The sequence below is a fragment of the Fusicatenibacter saccharivorans genome, from assembly GCF_027667425.1.
Classification (GTDB): Bacteria; Bacillota; Clostridia; order Lachnospirales; family Lachnospiraceae; genus Fusicatenibacter; species Fusicatenibacter saccharivorans.
Window position 1 is genome coordinate 75,300 of sequence record NZ_JAQEGR010000002.1, and the last position, 23,921, is coordinate 99,220.

The 23,921-nt window shown below is 45.8% G+C and carries 24 protein-coding genes; 20 read left to right on the plus strand and 4 right to left on the minus strand.

Translation table 11 applies throughout. The annotated features are described in order from the left end of the window. Positions 1–174: 174 nt before the first annotated feature. The 13 genes from PGS38_RS02475 to PGS38_RS02535 all read left to right on the plus strand — a co-directional run bounded on the left by PGS38_RS02475 (position 175) and on the right by PGS38_RS02535 (position 16,192). Positions 175–891 (plus strand): LytR/AlgR family response regulator transcription factor, encoded by a 717-nt coding sequence (locus PGS38_RS02475; protein ID WP_118660557.1) that lies wholly within the window; start codon positions 175–177, stop codon positions 889–891. After that, entirely contained in the window at positions 888–2,204 is a 1,317-nt protein-coding gene (locus PGS38_RS02480) for an ATP-binding protein (RefSeq protein WP_119188784.1), read from the plus strand. The genes PGS38_RS02475 and PGS38_RS02480 overlap by 4 nt, the downstream gene beginning before the upstream one ends. Positions 2,205–2,410: 206 nt before the next feature. Then, positions 2,411–3,613, plus strand: coding sequence for a hypothetical protein (locus PGS38_RS02485; protein ID WP_147399740.1), 1,203 nt, complete (start codon positions 2,411–2,413; stop codon positions 3,611–3,613). 172 nt (positions 3,614–3,785) lie between these two features. Continuing rightward, positions 3,786–4,556 (plus strand): hypothetical protein, encoded by a 771-nt coding sequence (locus PGS38_RS02490; RefSeq protein WP_118699737.1) that lies wholly within the window; start codon positions 3,786–3,788, stop codon positions 4,554–4,556. After that, the gene (locus PGS38_RS02495; protein WP_119188788.1) at positions 4,549–5,403 is read left to right on the plus strand and encodes a hypothetical protein; all 855 of its coding nucleotides are present in this window, start codon (positions 4,549–4,551) and stop codon (positions 5,401–5,403) included. The genes PGS38_RS02490 and PGS38_RS02495 overlap by 8 nt, the downstream gene beginning before the upstream one ends. A 4-nt stretch (positions 5,404–5,407) precedes the next feature. Beyond that, the gene (locus PGS38_RS02500; RefSeq protein ID WP_173813290.1) at positions 5,408–6,043 is read left to right on the plus strand and encodes an ABC transporter ATP-binding protein; all 636 of its coding nucleotides are present in this window, start codon (positions 5,408–5,410) and stop codon (positions 6,041–6,043) included. A 153-nt stretch (positions 6,044–6,196) separates the two neighbouring features. Then, a complete protein-coding gene (locus tag PGS38_RS02505; protein ID WP_022461296.1) occupies positions 6,197–6,496 on the plus strand; it encodes a cupin domain-containing protein in 300 nt (99 codons plus the stop codon). A gap of 12 nt (positions 6,497–6,508) precedes the next feature. Then, a complete protein-coding gene (locus PGS38_RS02510; RefSeq protein WP_022461295.1) occupies positions 6,509–7,450 on the plus strand; it encodes an AraC family transcriptional regulator in 942 nt (313 codons plus the stop codon). Between the two features lie 203 nt (positions 7,451–7,653). Further along, on the plus strand, positions 7,654–9,030 hold the full coding sequence (locus tag PGS38_RS02515) for an ABC transporter substrate-binding protein (protein ID WP_117801878.1): 1,377 nt from the start codon (positions 7,654–7,656) through the stop codon (positions 9,028–9,030). 187 nt (positions 9,031–9,217) lie between these two features. After that, positions 9,218–10,105, plus strand: a complete 888-nt coding sequence (locus tag PGS38_RS02520; protein WP_022461293.1) for a carbohydrate ABC transporter permease — start codon at positions 9,218–9,220, stop codon at positions 10,103–10,105. Beyond that, positions 10,105–10,911: a carbohydrate ABC transporter permease gene (locus PGS38_RS02525; RefSeq protein ID WP_243110768.1), complete on the plus strand. Its 807-nt coding sequence runs from the start codon at positions 10,105–10,107 to the stop codon at positions 10,909–10,911. The genes PGS38_RS02520 and PGS38_RS02525 overlap by 1 nt, the downstream gene beginning before the upstream one ends. Positions 10,912–11,089: 178 nt before the next feature. Then, the gene (gene lacZ / locus PGS38_RS02530) at positions 11,090–14,128 is read left to right on the plus strand and encodes a beta-galactosidase, LacZ type (protein WP_119188789.1); all 3,039 of its coding nucleotides are present in this window, start codon (positions 11,090–11,092) and stop codon (positions 14,126–14,128) included. 18 nt (positions 14,129–14,146) lie between these two features. Continuing rightward, positions 14,147–16,192, plus strand: coding sequence for a beta-galactosidase (locus PGS38_RS02535; protein WP_118595793.1), 2,046 nt, complete (start codon positions 14,147–14,149; stop codon positions 16,190–16,192). A 67-nt stretch (positions 16,193–16,259) separates the two neighbouring features. Here the strand turns inward: PGS38_RS02535 and PGS38_RS02540 are convergent, their stop codons facing one another. Beyond that, complete coding sequence (locus tag PGS38_RS02540; protein WP_117801881.1) at positions 16,260–16,628, minus strand: winged helix-turn-helix transcriptional regulator; 369 nt, start codon at positions 16,626–16,628, stop codon at positions 16,260–16,262. Positions 16,629–16,893: 265 nt separating this feature from the next. On the opposite strand from PGS38_RS02540, the gene PGS38_RS02545 reads away from it, so the two are divergent. From PGS38_RS02545 to PGS38_RS02565, 5 genes are all read left to right on the plus strand, one after another. Next, positions 16,894–17,289 (plus strand): pyridoxamine 5'-phosphate oxidase family protein, encoded by a 396-nt coding sequence (locus PGS38_RS02545; protein WP_117801882.1) that lies wholly within the window; start codon positions 16,894–16,896, stop codon positions 17,287–17,289. Between the two features lie 46 nt (positions 17,290–17,335). Continuing rightward, positions 17,336–17,947 (plus strand): pyridoxamine 5'-phosphate oxidase family protein, encoded by a 612-nt coding sequence (locus PGS38_RS02550; protein WP_117801883.1) that lies wholly within the window; start codon positions 17,336–17,338, stop codon positions 17,945–17,947. Between the two features lie 79 nt (positions 17,948–18,026). Next, a complete protein-coding gene (locus tag PGS38_RS02555; protein WP_118601282.1) occupies positions 18,027–18,809 on the plus strand; it encodes a protein-ADP-ribose hydrolase in 783 nt (260 codons plus the stop codon). Positions 18,810–18,861: 52 nt separating this feature from the next. Further along, entirely contained in the window at positions 18,862–19,767 is a 906-nt protein-coding gene (locus PGS38_RS02560; protein ID WP_243110772.1) for an SIR2 family NAD-dependent protein deacylase, read from the plus strand. A 62-nt stretch (positions 19,768–19,829) separates the two neighbouring features. Beyond that, positions 19,830–20,093, plus strand: coding sequence for a hypothetical protein (locus PGS38_RS02565; protein ID WP_118697306.1), 264 nt, complete (start codon positions 19,830–19,832; stop codon positions 20,091–20,093). A gap of 44 nt (positions 20,094–20,137) precedes the next feature. On the opposite strand, the gene PGS38_RS02570 is transcribed toward PGS38_RS02565, so the two are convergent. The 3 genes from PGS38_RS02570 to PGS38_RS02580 form a co-directional block, all read right to left on the minus strand. Beyond that, entirely contained in the window at positions 20,138–20,557 is a 420-nt protein-coding gene (locus tag PGS38_RS02570; protein WP_330421837.1) for a MerR family transcriptional regulator, read from the minus strand. 85 nt (positions 20,558–20,642) lie between these two features. Further along, on the minus strand, positions 20,643–21,185 hold the full coding sequence (locus tag PGS38_RS02575) for an EAL domain-containing protein (RefSeq protein ID WP_117801887.1): 543 nt from the start codon (positions 21,183–21,185) through the stop codon (positions 20,643–20,645). Next, entirely contained in the window at positions 21,185–21,367 is a 183-nt protein-coding gene (locus PGS38_RS02580) for a FeoA family protein (protein ID WP_117801888.1), read from the minus strand. The genes PGS38_RS02575 and PGS38_RS02580 overlap by 1 nt, the downstream gene beginning before the upstream one ends. 226 nt (positions 21,368–21,593) lie before the next feature. On the opposite strand from PGS38_RS02580, the gene PGS38_RS02585 reads away from it, so the two are divergent. Both PGS38_RS02585 and PGS38_RS02590 read left to right on the plus strand, forming a co-directional pair. Continuing rightward, positions 21,594–22,067, plus strand: coding sequence for a hypothetical protein (locus PGS38_RS02585; RefSeq protein WP_117510953.1), 474 nt, complete (start codon positions 21,594–21,596; stop codon positions 22,065–22,067). 219 nt (positions 22,068–22,286) lie between these two features. Beyond that, complete coding sequence (locus tag PGS38_RS02590) at positions 22,287–23,888, plus strand: ABC transporter substrate-binding protein (RefSeq protein WP_199695873.1); 1,602 nt, start codon at positions 22,287–22,289, stop codon at positions 23,886–23,888. The last annotated feature ends 33 nt before the right edge of the window (positions 23,889–23,921 follow it).

Consider the following 23,921-nt stretch of genomic DNA (forward strand, 5'->3'; position numbering starts at 1 on the left):
AAAAAGAATCCATACATTTCAGCACCTGCATCAGTCAAAATGATTCGGGTGCTGTTTTACGTTGCGGCTTATCCCAAATACTGCGGGTTATCCCAGATTGCTTGAGGTAAAAGAAAAAATTTGGTATGCTGTTGAGAAGTAGAATCTTCGATAAGAAGAGTATGGGGGAAAATAATGAATTTAATTTTATGCGATGATGATAAAGCATTTTTAGATAAACTGGAAATCAGAATTCGAGGTTTATGTCAGAAACATAAGATTGCAGTGGAAATGGAGTGCTACGTATCTGCGAAGGAGATGCTGGAAGGAATCAAAAATCTTGATGAGATTTCTGTTTTTTTTATTGATATCGATATGCCGGAAGTGAATGGATTTGAGGTTGCATCGTATCTGAAAAAGTGGAACAGGGAATGTTGCATTGTGTTTGTATCGAATAAGGATGATCTGGTGTTTCAGTCATTGGTGTATCATCCATTCTTTTTTATCCGCAAGGCACATCTGGATGAGGAACTGGAGCCGCAGCTGCTGGAACTGCAGAAAAAGGCAGGAAAGAAAGTTCCCCAAATAGAACTGCAGACAGGGCGTCAGAGTGTAAAACTTGCATTGCGTGATATCTGGTTTGTGGAGAGCGAGAAGAACTATCTGCTTTTTTATCGGGAAAAAGATACGAGGGATGAGGCGATTCGCGTAAGGATGAAAATGTCAGAAGCGGAGAAAAAACTAGAAGCGCATAAATTTGTAAGGACCCATAAAGGATATTTGGTTAACATGAACTATGTATATCGGTTGCGCGAAAAAGAACTTCTGCTATTGAACGGGAAAAGCATTCCTGTCAGCAGAAATTATCTGAATCAGGTTCGAATGAAAATTATGGGAGTGGTGATGGAATGAGTGCAGCATTTTGGAAGGTCTTTGAACTTGCAATTTCTGTTTGGGAAAACATACTTTTGTTGGAATTCTGCATGGATTTTATGCAGCAGAAACCCAGAGGGAAAAAAGGTAAAGTTTTGTGGGGAATTGCAGTGCTATTTGGGCTAATCTTTCCTGCGTTGGAAAAGTATCCTGCGTTATATGACAGGTGGGAAATGTGGATCACATTGATTTGGCTTTTTGTCTATTTGATGGTGGGTACACAGGGAAGTGTTCTGAGAAAGGTTACTGCAGCGGTAGTTGCGAGAGCAGTATTGATGATGGTAAACACAGCGATCCTTTTCGGCGGCAGTTTTATCCTTCAAGAAAGTGTTGCATCGTTTATTCAAGATCAGGATACAGTAAGAATTGCGCTCGTGCTATTATCAAAAATTTCTTATTTTTTTGTTGGTAAATTACTAAATAGTCTTTTGTTTGAACGAGAGAATCTGATAAGCTGGCAATGGATTGTCATGGGATGCAACCTTGTTTTCTCAATTATTGCGGGAGATACTATGATTTTGGTAGTAAGAGATCTGCCAAGTGTGCAGATGCAGGAACAGAAATGGATTTTGCTGTGCGTATGCTGTATCTGGCTGATGTGCCTGATTATGTACTTTATAGTACAGCAAATGAGCAAGGATAATCAAACAAAGCTAGAATATGAACTGATGAAAGAAAAAGAGAAATATTCAAAGGAAAGTATGGAAATTATTAAGAGAAGTAATGAAGAATTACGAGAATTTAAACATGATTTGAAAAATTATCTTTTACCTCTGCAAGAGGCAATGGAGACCATGCCGCAGTCGGAAATGGTAAAGGTATGGGAAAAAATTAATCAGAAAATTGAAGATGTGCAGACACTGATTCAGACCGGAAACAGTTATGTGGATTCTATGATTAATACAAAAATTACTCTTGCGAGAAGTGAAAAAGTAGATGTGAAATGTACGATTCTGAGCAAAATGGAAGGAATTGATGATTTGGAGTTTTGCTCTGTGTTTGGAAATCTTATGGATAATGCGATTGAAGCAGAGCGGAAAGTTACAGAGAAGAAAGAAATTATAATTTTTGTAGAGGAAAAAATGGGATATCTTCGGTTGGAGATTCAAAACAAAATAGAGAAATCTGTTTTAAATGAAAATTCAAGTTTGAATACGACGAAGAAAGATACAAGCAGCCACGGGATTGGGCATAAAAGTGTAAAACGGACGATGCAAAAGGTAGGTGGCGCGTTAAAGTATTATGAGGCAGGAGATTTGTTTTGCGCAGAGGCAGTATTTCCGATAAAATAAGATAAAACGTAATAAAAAAGACTTTGTTTGTATGAAGGAAGCAAAAAAAATGCGGATTTCAAAGAACAAAGTCTTATGTTTTTTGCTATCTGTACCGATTATCCCAGATAGAGCATGATATCCCAGATCCGTTGACGATGGAGAAAATTTTCGTTATGCTTCGAGTAACAGAAGAGAAAGAACGAAATTTTGAAAAGAGGGGATATATGGGAAAGAAAGTGTTGGGAGTTCTGACGATATTGTTGATTCTTACGGGTTGTCAGAATATGTGGAATGAGGCAGAAAATTTGCAGCAAGTAGAAAAACAGGAAAATGGAGAAGAACGGAATAGTTCTATCAGCAATGATGAAACGGAAACAAATGTGACACATGAAAAGGATCAGGAATTAAGCAATGGTGAGCACATCCGTTTTCAGCTTGGCAGCCAGGCAAAAATTGATGCGGTTGTTGACATGCCGGACAAAAAATGGAACGAGTTTGAAAAATGTGTGATAGAAGTGGATGGATTTCAAGGAGAAAGTGTGTTCAATAAAATACTTGGGAAAATTCCGGAAAGTGGATTGGAAACAAGAAAAGGAGACATGGGAGAGCCGGATGTTTGTTATTCGTATGAGGGAACACTTGGTGAACAATTAAAAAATCAAAATGGAACGGTGTCTGTCAGTAATATATTAGGAGTGGAAACGGAAGAAGGGAAAAAAGTTTATTATAATTTACCTGTTGAATATATTACATCAGCCTATGGTGAAGGGATTTTGGTCAGAGACAATGAGCAGGAAATTTCATTGGAAGACGAAGAAAAGCTGATAGAGGAAGGAAAAGAGTTTGTTAGATGGATTGGAGACTGGGAAAAAGTTGAATTGACCAGTAAATACAGTTTTTCGTATAAACAGATGGAAAAACAGCAGGAATTAATGGAACAGGCAATCGAGAATGGAGAATTGCTAAAGCCTCAGAAGATTCAGAAATATGAGTGGTCAAAAGCAGATGATTGCTTCCTGTTGTTTTTTCAGGGATATCTGAATGGGGTTCCTGTATTATGCAATGAAATTAACCGGCAGGATGATCTTTATATTCCGTCATCTAAAATACAGGCTGTTATAACGGAGGGCGGAATTCAATATCTTCAAGCAGTTAATCACTATGCTATTCGGGAAAAGGAACCGGTATCTCTTGCGGAAAAAGATATTATTTTGGAAACGCTGAGAAATAAGTATGATTTGGCAATTGCCGAGCCGATTACGCTGGATCAGATGAAACTGATTTATTACCCAATGACAACGGGAAGAAATGAAACGGGGCATTGGATGTGTGATATGATTCCTGCGTGGCAGTTTCGATTTATAGAAGATGAGATCGAACAGTATGTTTACATCAATGCACTGGATGGACGGGAAATTGCGGGGTGAGTTTGTCTGAGCTTTATGATTTACTCAAAGAATAAATTACTTTTGTGAAAGATGTGGCTCCGGGCTAAGCGGGGTCACATCTTTTATAGAGGCGAAGAGAAGTTTCAAGGGATGGAATATATCAACCGATAAAACCATCTCGAAAATCAAAACAGAAAGAAGGTGATCTTTCATGAATTTTTTTCGAATGATAAAAATGGATTTTAAAAGAATGTTTTTATCAGGAAAATTTTATTTTGCCATCGCAGGTGCGATACTGGTTACTGTGTTGAACATCAGTCAGGAAGCAATGCAGAGCCGGTGGAATGTATCGGTATATTACCTGGTTGTCAGCAGCCATGGTGTGGGTGCATTTTTTGAAGTGTTTTCTGTGCTGGCTGTGCTGCCGTTTGCGCTGAGCTATTGGGAAGACAGCAGAAATGGCTATCTTAGATGCATTGAGACACGCATAGGGAGAACAGCATATTGCTGGTCGCATCTGGTGGTTGCCTTTTTCGGCTCTGTGATCAGCATTTTTCTGGGAATGGCAGTTGTTTATGGCGTTTTGGCATTAAAAATACCGTGGATAAAAAAAGAAGAGCTTGAAACATTAACAGGCGGTTTAAGCTATGGAAATGGACTCGTTCTGCCGTTTTACCTTGCCGCAAGATTTGGAGTTGAGGCTGTCAAATATGCATTTATGGCAGTTTTTGCGCTTATGATATCGGGGAAAATAAAAAATCTGTTCGTGCTGGTCAGCACACCGGCTCTTTTTTATTATGCAAGCCAGCTTGTAGCAGAAGCGCTGCAGCTGCCGGGTCAGATGAGGTGGTACCAGCTCCATGGGGGAAGTATACGGAATTTTAAAGACTTTTTTGTGATAGCTGGTTATTTCCTTATTCTTACAGGGATGGAAGGTGTAATTTTCGTACAAGTGGTAAAGAGGAGGGCGCAGAATGGATAGAATACGGATGAGCCTTCGGGTATGTCAGATACGTTTGCGGAAAACATTCACAACACCACGGTTTTATGTTGCGCTGTTGTGGATTGCGATCCTTTTTCATGTAATGACGGCGGGTATTCGAGGCTTCTGCGAGCAGACCGGAGTTGATGTGACTTTTTGGATGCTGCCGTTTATGACCAGATATAATGGAGACCAGATTATCATCGCTTTTGGGGCTCTGTTGCTTTTCTGTGATGCTCCGTTTCTGGAACCGAACAGCGGGTGGCAGATTCTGCGGGCCGGGCGGAAAAGCTGGTTTTGGGGAAACATGCTGTACATTGTGGTTGTTTCCTTTTTTTACACCATATGCTTAAGTATGATTCCGGTACTGCTTGTGTTTCCGAATGTAGGGTGGGAAACCGGATGGGGGAAGGTGATCAGTACGCTGGCTCAGACGAATGCGGCATATACCTTTGACCAGGAACCGTTGGATTACCTGATCCTTTCGAGATTTTCGCCGCAGGAGGCCATGGGGCTCACAATGCTTGCGATCTGGTGCCTGTCGGTTATGACAGGCGTTGTGAGTTATGCAGGAAATTTTCTGGTACACAGAGGATTTGGAATCGTCATCAACTGCGGCATCGCACTCACCGCGCTTCTGCTGAGCAAATTTTCCAGCATCACAATCGGCTATTACTGCGCGCCGCCGCTTTGGATGAATATTGCAAGCTACAAGTGGCAGGGGTATGGAAACGGGCCGTCGATAGCATATGTTTACAGTGTCTTTGCAATTGTCATCGGCGCATGCACGATCCTTTCGTATCTCGGGATCCGGAAAAAGGATCTGAACTTTGTGGAGGAAATCTGAAAGAATGGAAGAAAAGATAAGAATAGAAAACGTGACAAAAAAGTTTGGCAGCTACGCGGCGCTGGACGGGATCAGCCTGAGCTTTGAAAAAGGAAAAATTCACGGAATGATCGGAAGAAACGGAAGCGGCAAGACGGTTCTGTTCAAATGCATCTGCGGATTTCTCCGGGTGGACGATGGCGCGGTTTTTGTGGATGGAAAGCAGATCGGGAAAGAGATCGAAGCGCCGGAGAGTATTGGCGCCATCATCGAGACGCCGGGTTTTCTTCCGGGCTACAGCGCCAGACAGAATCTGCAGTTTCTTGCCGGCATCCGCAGGAAGACCGGAAAAAAAGAGATCGATGAGGCTATCCGAAAAGTCGGGCTGGATCCGGAAGCGAAGAAGCATGTCGGTAAATATTCTCTCGGTATGCGCCAGCGCCTCGGCATTGCACAGGCGATTATGGAAGAACCTTCTCTTCTGATCCTAGACGAACCGATGAACGGTCTCGACAACCAGGGCGTGCAGGAGATGCGGCAGCTGTTTTTGAAACTGAAAGACGAAGGAAAAACGATTCTTCTGGCCAGCCACAACCGGGAAGACATCGCAGCACTGTGCGATACGACGGTGGAGATTGACAGAGGAAAGATTGTAGGCTGACGGAAAAAAGTTGCTCGTTTTTGGTGAATCTCATTGTCTTCCGGTGAAGCAGAGAATATAATAAAAACACAGAGAAGATCGAATCTTACGCTATTTGGTGTAGGATGGAGACAGGGAAAACAAAAAAAGATTACGAAAACGAGGACATGAACAATGGCAGACAGACACACAACAGAAAAATTGCTGGAGGGCGAACGCCTTTCCGGAAAGGTGACACTCTTTGCAAAAGTAACGATTTTACCGGGTGATGAGCTTCCGTATCATGAGCATCATGGGGAGACAGAAGCGTATCACATCCTGTCCGGTGCGGGTATGTATCAGGATAACGACAAAACCTACCCGGTGCAGGCGGGCATGACGACGTTCTGCGAGGACGGCAGCGGCCATGCGGTTTCCTGCGCAGGGGAAGAACCGCTCGTGTTTCTGGCGATGATTCAGAAAAAAGTAGAATAAGCAGGTACGGATATGAGCAGAAAGAAAAAGCCCAGAATGGAATACCGCTATTACGAAGTGCCGGAAAAATGCCCGGTGCTGGTGCTGCAGGGAGAAAAATGGTTGCAGAATTATGGGTACCAGATTGATTATCTGCATTTTCATAACCTGATGGAGATCGGTTTCTGCTATTACGGTGAGGGAACGATTGTTTTGGAAGATGAGGAACTGCCGTATCATGGCGGTATGTTTACGGTGGTGCCGAAAAACTTTCCGCATACAACAAACTCAAAAGAAAACAGTGTATGTTCCTGGGCATGGGTGTTTGTGGATGTGGAAGGATTTATTACAGAGCTGTATAAGGGCAATATGCGCATGGCACAAAAGCTGATTGCGCGTATTAACCAGAAGGCCCATTTTGTGAAAAATGAGGAAAGGCCGGAGGTCGCGGAGATGATCAAACTGATCATTAAATGCATGGGTGAAAAACGGGAATTTTATCTCGAGGAAGTGAAAGGACTGACCAGAGCGCTTCTGATGCAGATTGCCAGATGGAATGAAAGGGACGAGGAGCAGGAAAAGAATTCTATTGTAGATGATGCCAGTATCGCTCTGATTCTGCCTGCGCTGGATTATATTGGAGAAAATTATAAAGAGATTCTTCGAATTGAGGAGCTGGCAGAGGTATGTCATATCAGCGAAACACATCTGCGCCGTATTTTTCAGGAATCCATGCGGATGACGCCGGTTGAGTACATTAACTGGGTCCGGATCCGGGCGGCATGTAAGGAACTGCGGAAAACAAATATTTCTGTAAATGAGATTGCAATGCGAAGCGGATTCACAACAATTTCTACATTTAACCGTAATTTCCGCCGGATTCTTGGTGTATCTCCACAGCAGTGGCGAAGTGCACCGGAACATTATGAACGAAAATTGTTGAATTTTGATATAAAAACACAGGAAGGATGGTGATGTCCGTCAAAATGCCTATAAATGGTTGAAAATGCATAACATAGAGTTAAAAATGCGCACAAACGACGGGAAAATATGTTATACTTTGTACATGTTGAGGGAATAAAAACATAAAAAATGTACAAAACAACCAAAAAATTTCTGTGCTGTAAAAAGTGCGGAGGTTCCGGTTGTAAAATAACATCTTAAGGAGGATGTGCAATATGAAAAGAAAAATTGTATCAATCGTAATGGCATCAGCAATGGTATTTGGACTGGCTGCATGTGGTTCCAGCGGAGGAACTACAACAAGTTCCAGCAACGGCGGAAACGATGCATCAGCAGCAAGTGAAACCACTGCAAAATCAGAGAGCAGCGACGTAGTAGAGGGCGGCTCTGATGATGACAACACCTTAACCGTATGGACCTGGGACCCGAACTTCAACGTTTACGCGATCAAGAAAGCAGCTGAAATTTATGCACAGGATCACGAAGGATTCAAAGTAGAAGTCAGCGAAGTACAGTCCGACGACATTGAAACCCGTCTGACCACAGCAGTTTCCGCAGGAGACTTAAGCACTCTGCCGGATATCTTCCTGATGCAGGATAACTCCTTCCAGAAATATGCAACCAACTATCCGGACATCTTCACCGATCTGACCGATTCCGGAATTGATTTCAGCGAATTCTCATCCGCAAAAGTTGCTTACTCTACTCTGGATGGGAAGAACTACGGAATTCCGTTCGACAATGGTGCCGTTATCGAGTGCCTGCGTACTGATATGCTGGAGCAGGCAGGCTTCACCGTAGATGATTTCACAGATATCACCTGGAATGACTTTATGGAGAAAGCAAAAGTTGTCAAAGAGAAAACAGGCCAGCCGATCCTGACATCTCAGGCCGGATCTCCGGACCTTGTTATGGAAATGCTGCAGTCTTGCGGTGAGTCCCTTTTCAACGAAGATGGATCTGTCAACATCGTAGACAACAAAGCACTGAAACCAATCCTTGAGATTTACAGCCAGATGGTAAAAGATGGCACTCTTGTAGAGGTTACTGACTGGGATCAGTACATTGCATCCATCAACAACGGAACCACAGCAGGCGTTATCAACGGATGCTGGATTATGGCTTCCATCACAGCAAACGAAGATCAGTCCGGTAAATGGGCGCTCACCAATATGCCAAAACTGGACGGCATCGACGGAGCAACCAACTACTCCAACAACGGTGGTTCTTCCTGGGCAATTTCTTCCAACTGCAAGAAAACCGATCTTGCCATTGACTTTATGAAATCTACCTTCGCAGGCAGCACAGCTCTTTACGATGACATCATCGCAAAAGGCGCTCTGGCAACCTGGGCACCGGCAGGAGATTCCGAAGCATATGCACAGCCAGTTGCATTCTTCAGTGATGACCCGGTTTATGCAAAAATCGTTGATTTCGCAACCAAGACTCCATCCAACATCACTGGAGCATTCTACTACGATGCACGTGATGCTGTCGGAACCGCACTTTCCAATATCATCCAGACAGGAGCAGATATGGACAGCGAACTTCAGACCGCACAGGAAACTGTAGAGTTCAACATGGGTGGCTGATATCCTGCAATACATAAAAAAGTAGGACGATAAGAAACGGGTCTGCTTCCTGGACAGACAGAAGCAGGCCCGTTCTGTATCTATGCGGTGTGTGTTTGAAAAATGATTTCTGCAGGAGAACATGAAATGTTGTCTGCAAAAAGATTTTTTCAAACACACGCCAGGTAAAAAAAGAAAGGAAGATTCCATGAGCAGTCAGAAGAAAAAAGGAATGAACTTGGAAAGAAAACAGAATCTTACCGGCTGGGCTTTCCTGATGCCGGCAACGATCCTGATCGCATGGATGAGCTTTTATCCGATGATTCAGGCATTCATCCTGTCTTTACAGACAGGTATGGGCATCAACCTGAAATTCAACGGATTTGCAAACTATGCCCGTATTTTAAAAGACCCGACCTTTAAACAGACCTTAAGCAACACCTTCTTTTATCTGATTATTCAGGTGCCGATCATGCTGATCCTCGGCCTGATGTTTGCTTCCATGCTGAACAACAAAGATCTGCGTTTTAAGGGACTGTTCCGTACCTGCATTTTCCTGCCGTGCGCAACATCTCTCGTATCTTACGCGATGATCTTCCGTTCCCTGTTTGCAAATGACGGTTTTATCAACACCGTTCTCCGCGGCCTCGGCATGAACCCGATCATGTGGTTCTCCAATGCGTGGACAGCCCGTGCGGTTATCATCATCGCCCTGATCTGGAGATGGACCGGATACAACATGGTCTTCTATCTCTCCGGTATGCAGAACATTGAATATTCGATCTACGAAGCAGCCAAAATCGACGGCGCAAGCCCGCTGCAGACTTTCTTCAAGATCACCGTTCCACTGTTAAAACCGATGATTTTGCTGACCACAATTACTTCTACCAACGGTACTCTGCAGCTGTTCGATGAGTCCCTGAACCTGACAAACGGAGGTCCTGGAAAATCAACCATGACCATGTCTCATTATATTTACAATATGTCCTTTGTACAGAGCCCGAACTTTGGCTATGCGGCAGCAATGTCCATCCTGATCCTGATCATGGTAGCCATTCTGGCACTGCTTCAGATGAAAGTAGGTGACGAGCGATAATGGGAAAAACAAAGAAATTCTTCATGTATCTGGTTTTAACGGTAGCATCCCTCCTTTCTGTATTTCCGCTGTACTATATGTTCTGCGCGTCTACGAACAGAAGTATTGATGTTATTGCCGGAAAACTGATTCCGGGTACTTATCTGATGGAAAACTTCAAGTCACTGATTGCGCAGCAGAACCTGCGTCTTGCACTGTGGAACTCGTTCCGGAATGCAACGGTACTGACGGTCCTTTGTCTTCTGGTCTGCTCAATCGCAGGTTATGGATTTGAAATTTATCATGACAAAGCGAAAGATGCGGTATTTACCGTGCTTCTGACTGCGATGATGATCCCGTTCGCAGCAATCATGATCCCGATGTTCCGTATGTTTTCACAGTTAAAAATGGTCAACACGATGGCAGCATTTATGCTTCCTTCGATTTCCACTCCGTTTATGATTATGATGTTCCGTCAGGCTTCCCGTTCTTTCCCGCACGATATCATCGAAGCGGCAAGACTGGATGGTTTAAGCGAGACAGGAATTTTCTTCCGCATGTATATGCCGACCATGAAATCGACCTATGCGGCAGCAACGATCATCACCTTCATGAATGCATGGAACAACTATCTGTGGCCAAAGGTTATTTTACAGAACAATGATTCCATTACCATGCCGATGCTGGTAGCGAACCTGCTCGGTGGCTACACGGTAGACTATGGTGTACTGATGCTCGGTGTATTTATCTGTACGATTCCGACCGCAGTCATTTTCTTCTGTTTCCAGAAGAGCTTTACGGAAGGTATCACAGGTGCTGTAAAGTAAAAATTTTCCCACATGGACAGAACAGATTAGATTGGGCTGTAATCGTACGGAAAATTTTGAGGGTACACAAAAAAGAAAAGGTGGATATTTATTTTCTGGATGAATATCTGCCTTTTTTTTACGATAAAAGCTTTAAAAAATGTTAAAATAAGAGAAGCAAAAAAGGAGGACAATAAAAATGGGTGTGTTTCAGTATGAAAAAGTCAAGAATCCGACATACTTTGGAGAAAACCGTGTGCCGGCACATTCGGACCACAGATACTATGGTTCTGTGGAAGAAATGGAGCAGAAGGTGGAAAACTTCCGGTACAGTCTGAATGGATTGTGGAAATTTCACTATGCAAAAAACTATGAGAGCACGATTCCGGGATTTGAAACAGCGGAATATGACTGCAGAACATGGGATGATATCCGTGTGCCGGCGCATATCCAGATGGAGGGTTACGACGCACCGCAGTATGCTAACGTGCAGTACCCATGGGAGGGAAGAGAAGAAATCCAGCCGGGCGAGATTCCGGAACGCTTCAACCCGACGGCTTCCTATGTGAAATATTTTGAAGTGCCGGAACAGATGAAGGGGAAACGACTTTTTGTTTCTTTCCAGGGAGCAGAGAGCGGCATTGCCGTATGGCTGAACGGAGCTTTTATCGGTTATAGCGAGGATACCTTTACGCCGTCCGAGTTTGAACTGACATCGTACCTGAAAGAGGGAGAAAACAAACTGGCGGCGCAGGTATTCAAGTGGACAAGCGGCAGCTGGTGCGAAGATCAGGACTTCTTCCGCTTTTCCGGTATTTACCGGGATGTCTATCTGTATACGATTCCAGATGTACATATTTCTGACCTGAAAGTACAGACTCTGCTGGATGATACGTTTACCAGGGCAGATCTTGTCGTTGATACAAAAACGATCGGAAAAGGAAACGTAAAGCTTACGCTGGCGAAGGATGGAACTGTACTGCAGAGTACGGAAGGTGTGCTGCATGGTGAAACACAGTTTGTTCTGAAGGTGGATCATCCAGAACTGTGGTCTGCGGAAGCACCGGTGCTGTATGATCTTCTGCTGGAAGTGACCGCAGAGGATAGAACGGTGCAGGAACTGATTCCACAGAGAGTTGGATTCCGCCGCTTTGAAATGAAAGACCACATCATGACACTGAATGGGAAGCGGGTTGTTTTTAAAGGCGTCAACCGCCACGAGTTCAGCTCGGTATCCGGCCGTGTCGTATCAAGGGAAGAGCTGATCAAAGATCTGACGACGATGAAGCAGAATAATATCAATGCCATCCGTACCTGCCATTACCCGGATGCGGTCGGCATTTACGATCTCTGCGATGAATACGGTATTTACATGATTGCAGAGTGCAACATGGAATCTCATGGAACGAGAGATACGGATGCCGTACGGAACGGGGATTTCTCCGGTGTCGTACCGTGCGACCGTCCGGAGTGGATGGACTGCATGCTGGACCGTGTCAACTCGATGTATCAGAGAGACAAAAACCATCCGGCGATTCTGATCTGGTCCTGCGGAAATGAATCGTTCGGCGGAAAGGTTATTTTTGAAATGTCTCAGTTATACCGGAAGATGGATCCGACCCGCCTTGTCCATTATGAGGGAGTGAACGATGACCGCAGATACAACGACACCAGCGATATGGAAAGCCGGATGTACACCACGGTCAACGAGATCCGGGAATTTTTAGCGAAAGACCGCAGAAAGCCATATGTCTGCTGTGAGTATGCCCATGCCATGGGAAATTCCTGCGGCGCGATGAAGAAATATATGGATCTGACCGAGGAAGAGCCAATGTTCCAGGGCGGCTTTATCTGGGACTATATCGATCAGTCGATTTATAAGAAAGACCGCTACGGAAAAGAGTTCCAGGCGTACGGCGGTGATTTTGACGACCATCCGTGTGATTATAACTTCAGTGGAAATGGTATCGTATACGGCGGCGAGCGCGACGCGTCTCCGAAGATGCAGGAAGTAAAATTCTGCTATCAGAATATTTCCATTGACGTGCAGAAAGACAAGGCGGTTGTAAAAAATAAAAACCTGTTTGTGAATACCGATACATTTGCATGCGTAGTACTTCTCGAAAAAGAAGGAAAGAAACTGAAAGAAGTGCCGATGGAAGTTTCGGTGGAGCCGCTTTCGGAAAAAATGGTGGAGCTGCCGATCGCGGTACAGACACTTCCGGGAGAGTATGTGGTGACCGTTTCCTTCCGCTTGAAGGAAGATACCGTATGGGGAAAACGCGGCCACGAAGTAGCATTCGGACAGGGCGTTTATGAAGTGGAAGCATCTGCAAAAGCAGAAAAACCGGCAAAATTTGAAGTGATCCGTTCCAACCATGATTTTGGGGTACGCGGAGAAAACTTCGATGTGATGTTCTCGGATCTGAACGGCGGACTCGTATCATACCGTTATGGCGGTGTCGAGATGATTAAAATGATTCCGAAGCCGAACTTCTGGCGTGCGCCGATCGACAATGACTGCGGAAGTCTGATGCCGATGCGCTACAGTCAGTGGAAGATTGCTTCCATGTATCTGTCCCACAAATATCCGAACGGCGGTCACTACCCGGGCCTGTATGCGCCGGAAATCCAGGTGCACGAGGACTGCGCGGAAGTCAGCTACCGCTATGTGATGCCGACCACACCGGCGAGTGAGTGCCGTCTGACCTACCGTGTCTTCGGCGATGGAAGCATTCAGACGACGCTGACGTATGATCCGGTGAAAGAGCTCGGCGATATGCCGGAATTCGGCGTGATGTTCAAGCTGGATGCCGATTACGACCACGTTACCTGGTATGGCATGGGACCGGAGGAGACGTATGTGGACCGCTGCGCCGGAGCAAAGCTTGGCGTTTATAAGAATAAAGTCGAAGACAATATGGCGAAATATCTCGTTCCGCAGGAGTGCGGCAACAAGGTTGGTGTACGCTGGGCAACCGTGACGAACCGCAAGGGCCGTGGTATGATGTTCAGCGGCGACAAGATGGAATTTTCCGCACTGCCGTACACACCGCACGAGCTGGAAAATGCGATGCATCCGTATGAACTGCCGCAGGTACATTACACCGTTGTGCGCGTGGCAAAACAGCAGATGGGTGTCGGAGGAGACGACAGCTGGGGTGCACAGACCCATCCGGAATACCTGATTCCGGTTGACCAGAAACTGGAATTTACCTTTACATTCCGAGGCATTTGAGAATAAAAGGAGATTTTCATGAGACAGAATATAAATTTTGGAAAACTTCTGCATGGCGGAGATTACAATCCGGAACAATGGCTGGAATATCCGGAAATTCTGGAACAGGATCTTGCGTATTTCAAAAAAGCGAAAATAAATGAAGTTTCCCTCGGCATCTTTTCCTGGGCATTCCTGGAGCCGGAAGAAGGCGTGTTTGATCTGGAATGGCTCAAAAAAATGGTAGACCGCCTGTATGAAAATGGAATTTCTGTCATGATGGCTACACCGACAGCGGCAAGACCGCGCTGGATGGCACAGAAATATCCGGAAGTACTCCGCATGGATGCGATGCGGCAGAGAAATCTGTACGGAGAGCGTCATAACCATTGCTATACCTCGCCGGTGTACCGGGAAAAAACGAGAAAGATCAATACAAAACTGGCAGAAGCGTTCAGGGATCATCCAGGCGTCATTGCATGGCATATTTCGAATGAACTAGGCGGAGAGTGCCATTGTCCGCTCTGCCAGGAGGCATTTCGGAACTGGGTAAAACAAAAATATGGCAGTTTACAGGCCTTAAACCATGCATGGAACACGGCGTTCTGGAGTCATACATACCAGAGTTTTGATCAGGTGGAGAGTCCGTCGCCAAAAGGAGACGCATCGCTGCACGGACTGAATCTGGACTGGAAACGATTTGTAACAGATCAGACAGCCGATTTTGTGAAATGGGAGATCAGCGCGCTGCGGGATGCCGGTGCCAAACAGCCTACGACCATCAATATGATGTATGATTTCAAGGGACTGGATTATCACAAGTTTGCCGACATTGTTGATTTTGTTTCCTGGGACAATTATCCGACCTGGCACAAAGAAGCGGAAGCAGTTACGGCAGCAGATACGGCGATGCAGCATGATATCATGCGCAGTATCCAGAAAAAGCCGTTTTATCTGATGGAGAGCTGTCCGTCCGCAACAAACTGGCAGCCGGTCAGCAAACTGAAAAAGCCGGGCATGCTGCACGCCGCATCCATGCAGGCCGTGGCGCACGGATCAGACAGCGTCCTGTATTTCCAGATGCGCCAGAGCCGTGGAGCTTCCGAAAAGTTTCATGGAGCGGTGATAGACCATTATGGAGGAGATGACACCCGTGTATTCCGGGAAGTGACAAAGGTAGGAGAAACCCTGGCGCAGATGCAGGAACTTTCCGGTGCCATCTGCAGTCCGAAAGTGGCTGTGATTTATGACACCGAAAACCGGTGGGCACTGGAAGATGCGGCAGGGCCACGGAATCAGGGCCTGTTTTACAAAGAAACCGTGGAAAAATCATACCGCGCCTTCCGCAGACTCGGCCTGGATGTTGATGTCATCGATGAAACGCAGGGTCTTTCGGACTATCAGATCGTGGCAGCGCCTGTGGTTTATCTGCAGCGGGAAGGATGGGTGGAAAAAGTACGGCAGTTTGTGGCCGGAGGCGGCACTTTCCTGGCAACGTACTGGTCCGGAATTGTAGATGAGACGGATCTTTGTTTCCTTGGCGGAACGCCGCACGGACTGCTGGATGTAATGGGACTTCGGAGCATGGAGATTGACGGCCTGTACGATGGGGAATGGAACGAAGGAGTTCCGGTCCCGCAAAACCGTCTGCATCTGACCCGGACGTACCGGTGCAGCAATCTCTGTGAACTGGTGAAACCATCGACAGCAGAAGTGCTGATGACTTATGGAAAAGATTTTTATGCAGGAATGCCTGCACTGACAGAAAACCAGTATGGCGCAGGAAAAGCATATCAGATCTGTGCCGGTTTTGAACAGGGTCTGTACGATGAGCTCTGCGGAAAACTGGCAGAAGAAGCAGGTGTCACATCGGTGGTGAAAGAGATTCCGGATGGCGTGGAGGTTACAACGCGCGAAAAGAATGGAATCCGGTATGTGTTCGTACAGAACTTTAATCGGAATGCCGTGGAAATCAAACTTCCGGTCGAACAGTATCCGGTGTGGAACGGACAGTATGATGGAACAATCGGAAGCTGGGAAACAGTGGTGCTGAAAGAAAACAGTCCGAATTTCCGGGAAAAATAGAAAATAAAAATGTCTCAAAACAAAAGACTGGTTTTGAGACATTTTTTTTGCAAAAAACAAACGAATATCAGGCGGTTTCGGATTCTTCGGCGGAGAGTTTTTTCTTATAATTTTCTCCCCAGCTCCACATGGCATCCATGATTGGCTGTAGGCTGTAGCCCAGGTCGGTGAGGGTATATTCTACCCGCGGCGGAACTTCTGCATAAACTTTACGGCTGACGAGCCCGCTCTGTTCCATCTGACGGAGCTGGCTCGTCAGAACCTTCTGGGAAACGTGACCGATGGATTTTTTTAGTTCGCCAAAACGTTTGGTGCCCGGCATCAGATCACGGAGAATCAGGACTTTCCATTTATCACTGATTAAGGTTAAGGTAGTCTCTACCGGGCAGGCCGGGAGATCGGCTAAAGATATTGCGTTTTTTTCAGAAACTGACATAAAAAACCTCCATTTCATAAAGATTTTCTTGTAAAAGTAAGCACGGAAAACCTTGTATTTACACAATAGTTTCCTTTTGGTAACTACAGCATAATATTGTGCTTACTTTACGTTAAGACGCTTTGGGCTTATTATAAAGCCATCGAAAGAAAAAAGCAATCCTTTCGAGAAAAAAGGTCTGGAGCGCATTCGAAAAAGGCCGAAACCAAATCATAAGAAACAAGCTCAAAAACAAAATCAAAAAACGAAAATGGAGGACATCATCATGAGTAAAGTAGTAGAATTCTTAAAAGAAAACCCAGTACAGTATTTAGCAACTGTAGGACGCGATGGAAAAGCAAAATGCCGTCCGTTTATGTTTATTGGCGAAATGGAAGGAAAACTGTGGTTTTGTACCAACAACACAAAAGATGTTTATAAAGATATGCTGGCAAATCCGGAAATTGAAATTTCCACTTCCAGCCCATCCTATGCATGGATCCGTCTGAACGGAAAAGCTGTATTTGAAAACAATATGGCTGCAAAAGAAATGTGCATGGGAAATCCGATTGTAAAAGGCCAGTACCAAACCGCTGACAACCCGATTTTCGAGGTATTCTATCTGAACAATGCACACGGTGTAATCGCAGACTTTTCCGGAAACCCGCCGTACGAGTTTTAATCTGTCGCTATGAATTTGAAGTAAAAAGAGAAAGGAATCTGCCGCTATGGAGAGAAATGATTATCTGAAGATGTTAGTAGAGGAGATGCACTCAACCACGATGGCGACGATCGGTGCAGACGGTCATCCACAGACCCGTGTGATCGATATGATGCTGTGGGACAAGAAAGGAGTGTATTTTCTGACGGCAAAAGGAAAAGCCTTTTATGCACAGCTCATGGAGCAGGGCTATGTGGCAATTTCTGCGACGAAAGATAAAAAAGCAGTCTCTCTCCGCGGCAGAATCCAGAACATCCACAGTGAAAAGCTGGATGAAATTTTCGGAAAAAATCCATACATGCAGAAAATTTATCCCGGCGATACACGCGCGGCACTTGAGGTGTTCCGCGTGTACGAGGCCGAGGGAGAATACTTCGACATCAGCGATCCGTCGCATATCGTGCGGGACACGATCCTGATCGGCGGCGCAGAGCAGTCGATGGCTGGGTACGAGGTGGGAAACGAATGCATTGGCTGCAAGCTCTGTTTTTCAGTCTGTCCGCAGAAATGCATCGACATCACCCGCATCCCGGCCGTCATCGACCAGCACCAGTGCCTGCACTGCGGCCGATGCGCGGAGACGTGTCCGAGAGGAACGATTCGCAAAAGAGGGCAGTAGTCCCCTTATTTTAGCTACAGATTTTATGGGAATAGTGATAAGATAAAGTCTATAGAAACGATGGAAATGAGGGAATAACATGAACCAGAGTGAACGAAGAAATTTTCTGATCCAGTCATTGCTGGAAGAGAGCCGGGAGTACCGCGGAATGCAGATTCCGTCTGACAGCACCGGGCAGAGACAGCTTCTGCGGGGGCTGATGAATGTGCGCATGGTGAAAAAGAGCAGTGCAGAATTTCTGAACATTCAGGATGCGTATCTGCAGGAGGAGACGGCAAAAAAGGGCGTGACGAATGTCGACGACCTTACGCCGGTGCAGCAGGGGCTGTATCTCTGGCAGGGCGATATCACCGCGCTCCGGTGCGATGCGATTGTGAATGCGGCGAACAGCGGGATGACCGGCTGTTACGTGCCGAATCACCGGTGCATTGACAACTGCATCCATACGTTTGCGGGTGTGCAGCTTCGGCTGTACTGCGAGGAGATGATGGAAGCGCAGGGCCATGCGGAGCCGACGGGGCAGGCGAAAATCACGCCGGCGTATAATCTGCCGTGCCGCTATGTGCTCCACACGGTTGGACCGATTGTGGGCGGCCATCTGACGGAAACACACTGCCGGCAGCTGGCGGACTGCTATCGGTCGTGCCTGTCACTTGCGGCGGAGAACGGACTGAAAAGCGTGGCGTTCTGCTGCATTTCCACTGGAGAATTTCATTTTCCGAACGAGAAAGCAGCGGAGATTGCCGTTGCGACGGTGAAAGAGTTTCTGGCGCAGAAAGAGACGAGCGTGGAGAAGGTCATTTTCAACGTGTTCAAGGACCGCGACCGGGAGATTTATGAGGAGCTGCTGGGAGAAAAGTAATCGCTGAAGAATGGGGAACAAAAGCAGAAAGAAAAGAAGAGGTGAATTTGTGATGTTTGAAAGTTGGAAAGAAAGAGAATTTGAAAAAAAGATGGAGCGTTTTCGCACCGCACTGCAGGAAAAAAACACGATTTTAATAGGAGCCGGGGCTGGGCTTTCGACATCGGCCGGATTTACCTACAGCGGTGAGCGGTTCCGGAAATATTTTGCAGATTTTGAACAGAAATACGGTTTCCACGATATGTATTCTGGCGGCTTCTACCCTTACGATACGCTGGAAGAATACTGGGCGTACTGGAGCAGATACATTTACATCAACCGTTATCAGGACGCGCCAAAACCGGTTTACCAGAAACTGCTCAGCCTGATGAAAAATAAGAGCTATTTTGTCATCACCACAAATGTAGACCACTGCTTCCAGAAAGCCGGATTTGATAAAAACCGTTTGTTTTACACGCAGGGAGATTACGGCCTGTTTCAGTGCTCTGAGCCGTGCTGCAAGGAAAAGTATGACAATGAAGAAATCATTCGAAAGATGCTGCTTGCCCAGGGGTATCAGATCCTGGAAGACGGAAGCCTTGTTCCGCCGGAGAACGGAAACCTGAGCATGCGGATCCCATCCGAACTGGTGCCGTACTGCCCACACTGCGGAAAACCGATGAGCATGAATCTGCGCGCGGATGACACGTTTGTGGAAGATAAAGGCTGGCATGAGGCATCCAGCCGACGCATCGATTTCCTGCTTCGTCACAACAGAGGCCATATCCTGTATCTGGAACTCGGCGTGGGATACAACACGCCGGGAATCATCAAATATCCATTTTTCAGCATGACAGCAGAAGATAAAGATAATCTTTATGTCTGCATCAACATCAGCGATATGCGTGTCCCGGATCTGATCCGTGACAGAGCGGTGTGCATTAAAGGGGATATTGGGGAAGTGCTGGATCGGATCTGAGACGGAAAAACATATAATATTCGAGAAAATTAATCACGTCACTTACGTGACGAGATGATGACATGATTGACGAGATAAATTCAACAGAGTTGCATACCTGCCTGCTGGAAATCACATTGCTGCCGCTGGCACATTACTGGCATTTCTGGTACGGCCCGCTGGATGCAGCCATCTACGGATCCTTTATCCTGGGAGCAAAAATCCTGTGGCACATCGTCGATTTCGGACAGAGTATGCGGACCGCAGCCGAAGTAAATGAACAGCTCCGCAGACGACGCATGGAGACGGTGGAGGAAAGAAGAGAAAAAATGAGAAAACGGCACTGATCTGTAAAAAGATCGGCGCCGTTTTTTGCATAGGATAGGAAGGACTACTGTGCCTTCTGTGCAATCTCTTCATCGGAAATCAGATTGCTGTGATATTCGATTTTTCCCGACAGGACATCATCGTAAAAATTCTGTTTCCAGTCGATATAATCGATGGCTTTCTGCAGTTTTTCCATCGATGCGAGCAGCGCTTCTTTTTTTACCGCGAGAATTTCTTTACGCTCCGGAATGGAGGATGGACCTTCGAGGCAGTAGGCGAGATATTCTTTCATTTCCGCCAGCGTCATGCCGCAGCGCTTCAGGCAGCCGAGGCTCTGGATCCATTTGATGTCGCGGTCGTCGAAAACGCGGTAATTGTGGCTGTCACGTTTTACGTTCGGGACGAGGCCTTCTTTGCAGTAAAATTTCAGGGTTTCATACGACATGCCTGTCTGAACGCAGGCTTCTTTCATGGAATACATCATGCATACCTCCCAACAAAGTTCATAACAGAATTGAATCGGTAGTAACTACCGGGTAAGATAACCATAGTATAGAATTCGAACTTTGTCAAGCGATCAGCTCTTCAAATTTTTTCTGTTCCATCGGTTTATAATAATAGAATCCCTGCAGCTCGTCGCATCCTTCGGCGATCAGAAAATCTACCATCTCTTTCGTCTCCACACCCTCGCAGACAATCCATTTGTCTGTGCGTTTTAAAAGATGGAACATCTCTTCCAGCACAATTTTTCCTTTTTCGGAGAGGCCCGCCGAGAGGAAATGTTTGTCAATTTTAACTTCATCAAACAGAATATCCTTCAGCGAATTTAAGGACGAATATCCAGACCCAAAATCGTCCATGGAAATGCGGATATTCCGGTCGTGGAAGAAGCGGATCGCCTGCTTGTGATAGGCGGAAATCTTTTCCCGCACCACGGCCGGATCCTGCCAGGTGATATCGATAATGCCGACAAAGATATCGGAGTGATAGCGGTTCACAAAGAGTGTCTGCGGAAAGAGTTCCAGCTTTTTCAGGATGAAATTCAGAATGTTCGTACCCGTCTCATAACCCCAGTAATCGTTGAGCAGATGAAAATTGTCGACATCCGTCATCAGAAAGGCGTACTGTTTTTCTTCGCTTCTGTTATTGAGAAGCGTAAAAATTTTTTCTTTAGAATCGAAATCCTGGCCCCGGGAACAAACCCCAGCGACTCCAGATAATGGCGCTGCTTTTCCTGGCCGCAGATTTTATTGATGGCGTAAAACTGATTGAAAACGGTTAAATTTAAAGGCATGCAGGACCTCCTTTATTGCGAGAGTGCATCAAGTTAGAATTGCCTAACGGATAGTATAGCATAACATATTTGGAACAAAATGGAAAACTTTTTCTTTGAGAAATTTTTTCAAAAAAGCTTTTATGGGGACGGACGTATTTTAACGTTTCTTATTTTGGGGGAATCATGTATAATGGAAATGAAACATCAGTGACAAACTATGACATGGGAAAAGGAAGAGAAAACAATGAAACATAGAATAAAAATCCTGCTGCTTGCAGTTCTGATCGCAGCGCTCTGCAACTGTATGCTGATGATCGGGATGACCAAAACGAAAGAGAAGAATACCATTCCAAAAGATGCAAGCCTGATCTGCGAAGAAACCGTATCGCCGAACAAGGACTATATTACGGATGAAAAAGACCTGGTAAATTATACCGTGCGCGTCTATCAGGAAAAAAACAACGACATCATCGTCTATGCGGAATCCAATTCGCCGCTGTTCGATGAAGCACAGTACATCGTAATATGCGACCACGCCATCACTGCCGACGATGTCCATATCAAATGGACAACCCTCATGGGCAGCACCGAAGCGAGCGAGAAAGATGAGATCGGACTCGCACACGTTTCGATCTCAAAAGACGGGGAAGTGTTCAATGAAAAGACGATCAGCTTTGTGGCGAAAGCGGTGAATGCGGTTACGGATGTGATAGGGTAAAGAAAATAGGATAACAAAAAAGAAACGGGCAACTCCCTCTGCATGAGACGATTAACTTTACAAGAAAAGAAAAAAATATCCCCCCACCCGGCTTGTGAGAGCCTGAAATATCAAATATAATGAACGAACAGTACATGGATCAGGCGCGCAGATCATGGGAGTACAAAGCAAAAAAGCGGTCAGTCCGGGTAAAAACGGTCTGAAAATGGGAGGAAAAGGATGAAAAAGAAAATATTATCTTTGATGCTGATGGTGTCTCTTGCAGCATCCCTTGCGGCATGCGGTCAGGACAGAGGGAAAAACAGCAACAGTACAGATTTGTCGAAAACAGAGACGGAAGCTTCTTCCGGCCAGACAGGGGAGGAAGAGACGACCCTGGTTTACGGTTCTGCTGATTATACCAGGATTAATCCGGCGATGGATGAGCACGGTGAAATTAATCTACTGCTGTTCAACGGACTGACCGCACACGATGCGGATGACAACATTGTTCCGGGTCTGGCAGAAAAATGGGAGTACGATGCAGAAACCTGCACCTACACCTTTCATATCCGGGATGGCATCCAATGGCATGATGGAGAAAAATTTACGGCGGATGATGTGAAATTCACCATCGAAGCGATCATGGATCCGGAAAACGGATCTGAAAATGCACCAAATTATGAGGATGTAGAAGAGATTACAGTTATAGATGACAGCACCGTTTCCTTCCGCCTTTCCGAGCCGAACGTGGCTTTCCTGGAATACATGACGATGGCCATCCTGCCGAAGCACCTGCTGGAAGGTGAAAATATGCAGGAGTCGGATTTCTTCCGAGCACCGGTCGGAACAGGTCCGTACAAGCTGGAAAGCTGGGATGAAGGCCAGTCGATCGTTCTGACAAAAAATGAAAATTATTACCTCGGTGCACCAAAGATTGACAAGGTCATTTTCAAAATTGTACCGGATGATAATGCACAGGCAATGCAGCTGGAATCCGGCGAACTGGATCTGGCGCTGCTTGACCCGAAAAATGCACAGAATTTCAAAGAAAAAGACGGTTTTACCTGCTACGATATGACAACGGCAGATTACCGCGGAATTTTATTTAACTTTGCAAATGATTACTGGACGAAAAACAGAGACATCATTCCGGCGGTATGCTATTCTATTGACCGTCAGGCGATCATTGATTCTGTACTTCTTGGCGAGGGAATGCCGGCATACAGTCCTCTGCAGCGTAACATTTATAATAACGAAAATGTAGAACACTATGATTACAATCCGGAAAAAGCACAGGAAATTCTGGAAGCGGCCGGATGCACCAGAAACAGCGATGGTTTCTATGAGCGGGACGGCGAAGAAATCGGTTTTGTCATCAGCGTGATGTCCGGTGAGCAGGACCGCATTGATATTGCCCAGGCAGCAGCACAGCAGCTCCGGGAAACCGGAATCAACTGTACCGTAGAAATTCCGGCACAGATGGACTGGGGCGGACAGATGGCCTGTCTGATCGGCTGGGGAAGCCCGTTCGATGCGGACGATCATACATATAAGGTTTTCGGCACGGACAAAGGGGCGAATTATTCGAGCTATTCCAATGAAAAAGTAGATGAGTATCTGTCTCTTGCCCGCCAGAGTGACGATCCGGAAGTGCGGAAAGAATATTACGGAAAATTCCAGGAAGAACTGGCAGAAGATCCGGCCTATGCATTCATCTGTTATATTGATGCAAATTATGTGGCAGATTCCGGTATTCAGGGAATTTCCAAAGACACGGTGCTGGGCCACCACGGCGTTGGTATTTTCTGGAATATTCAGGACTGGACAATCGAAGAATAAAAACAAAAAAGCAGACGAAGGAGGTATGGTTAC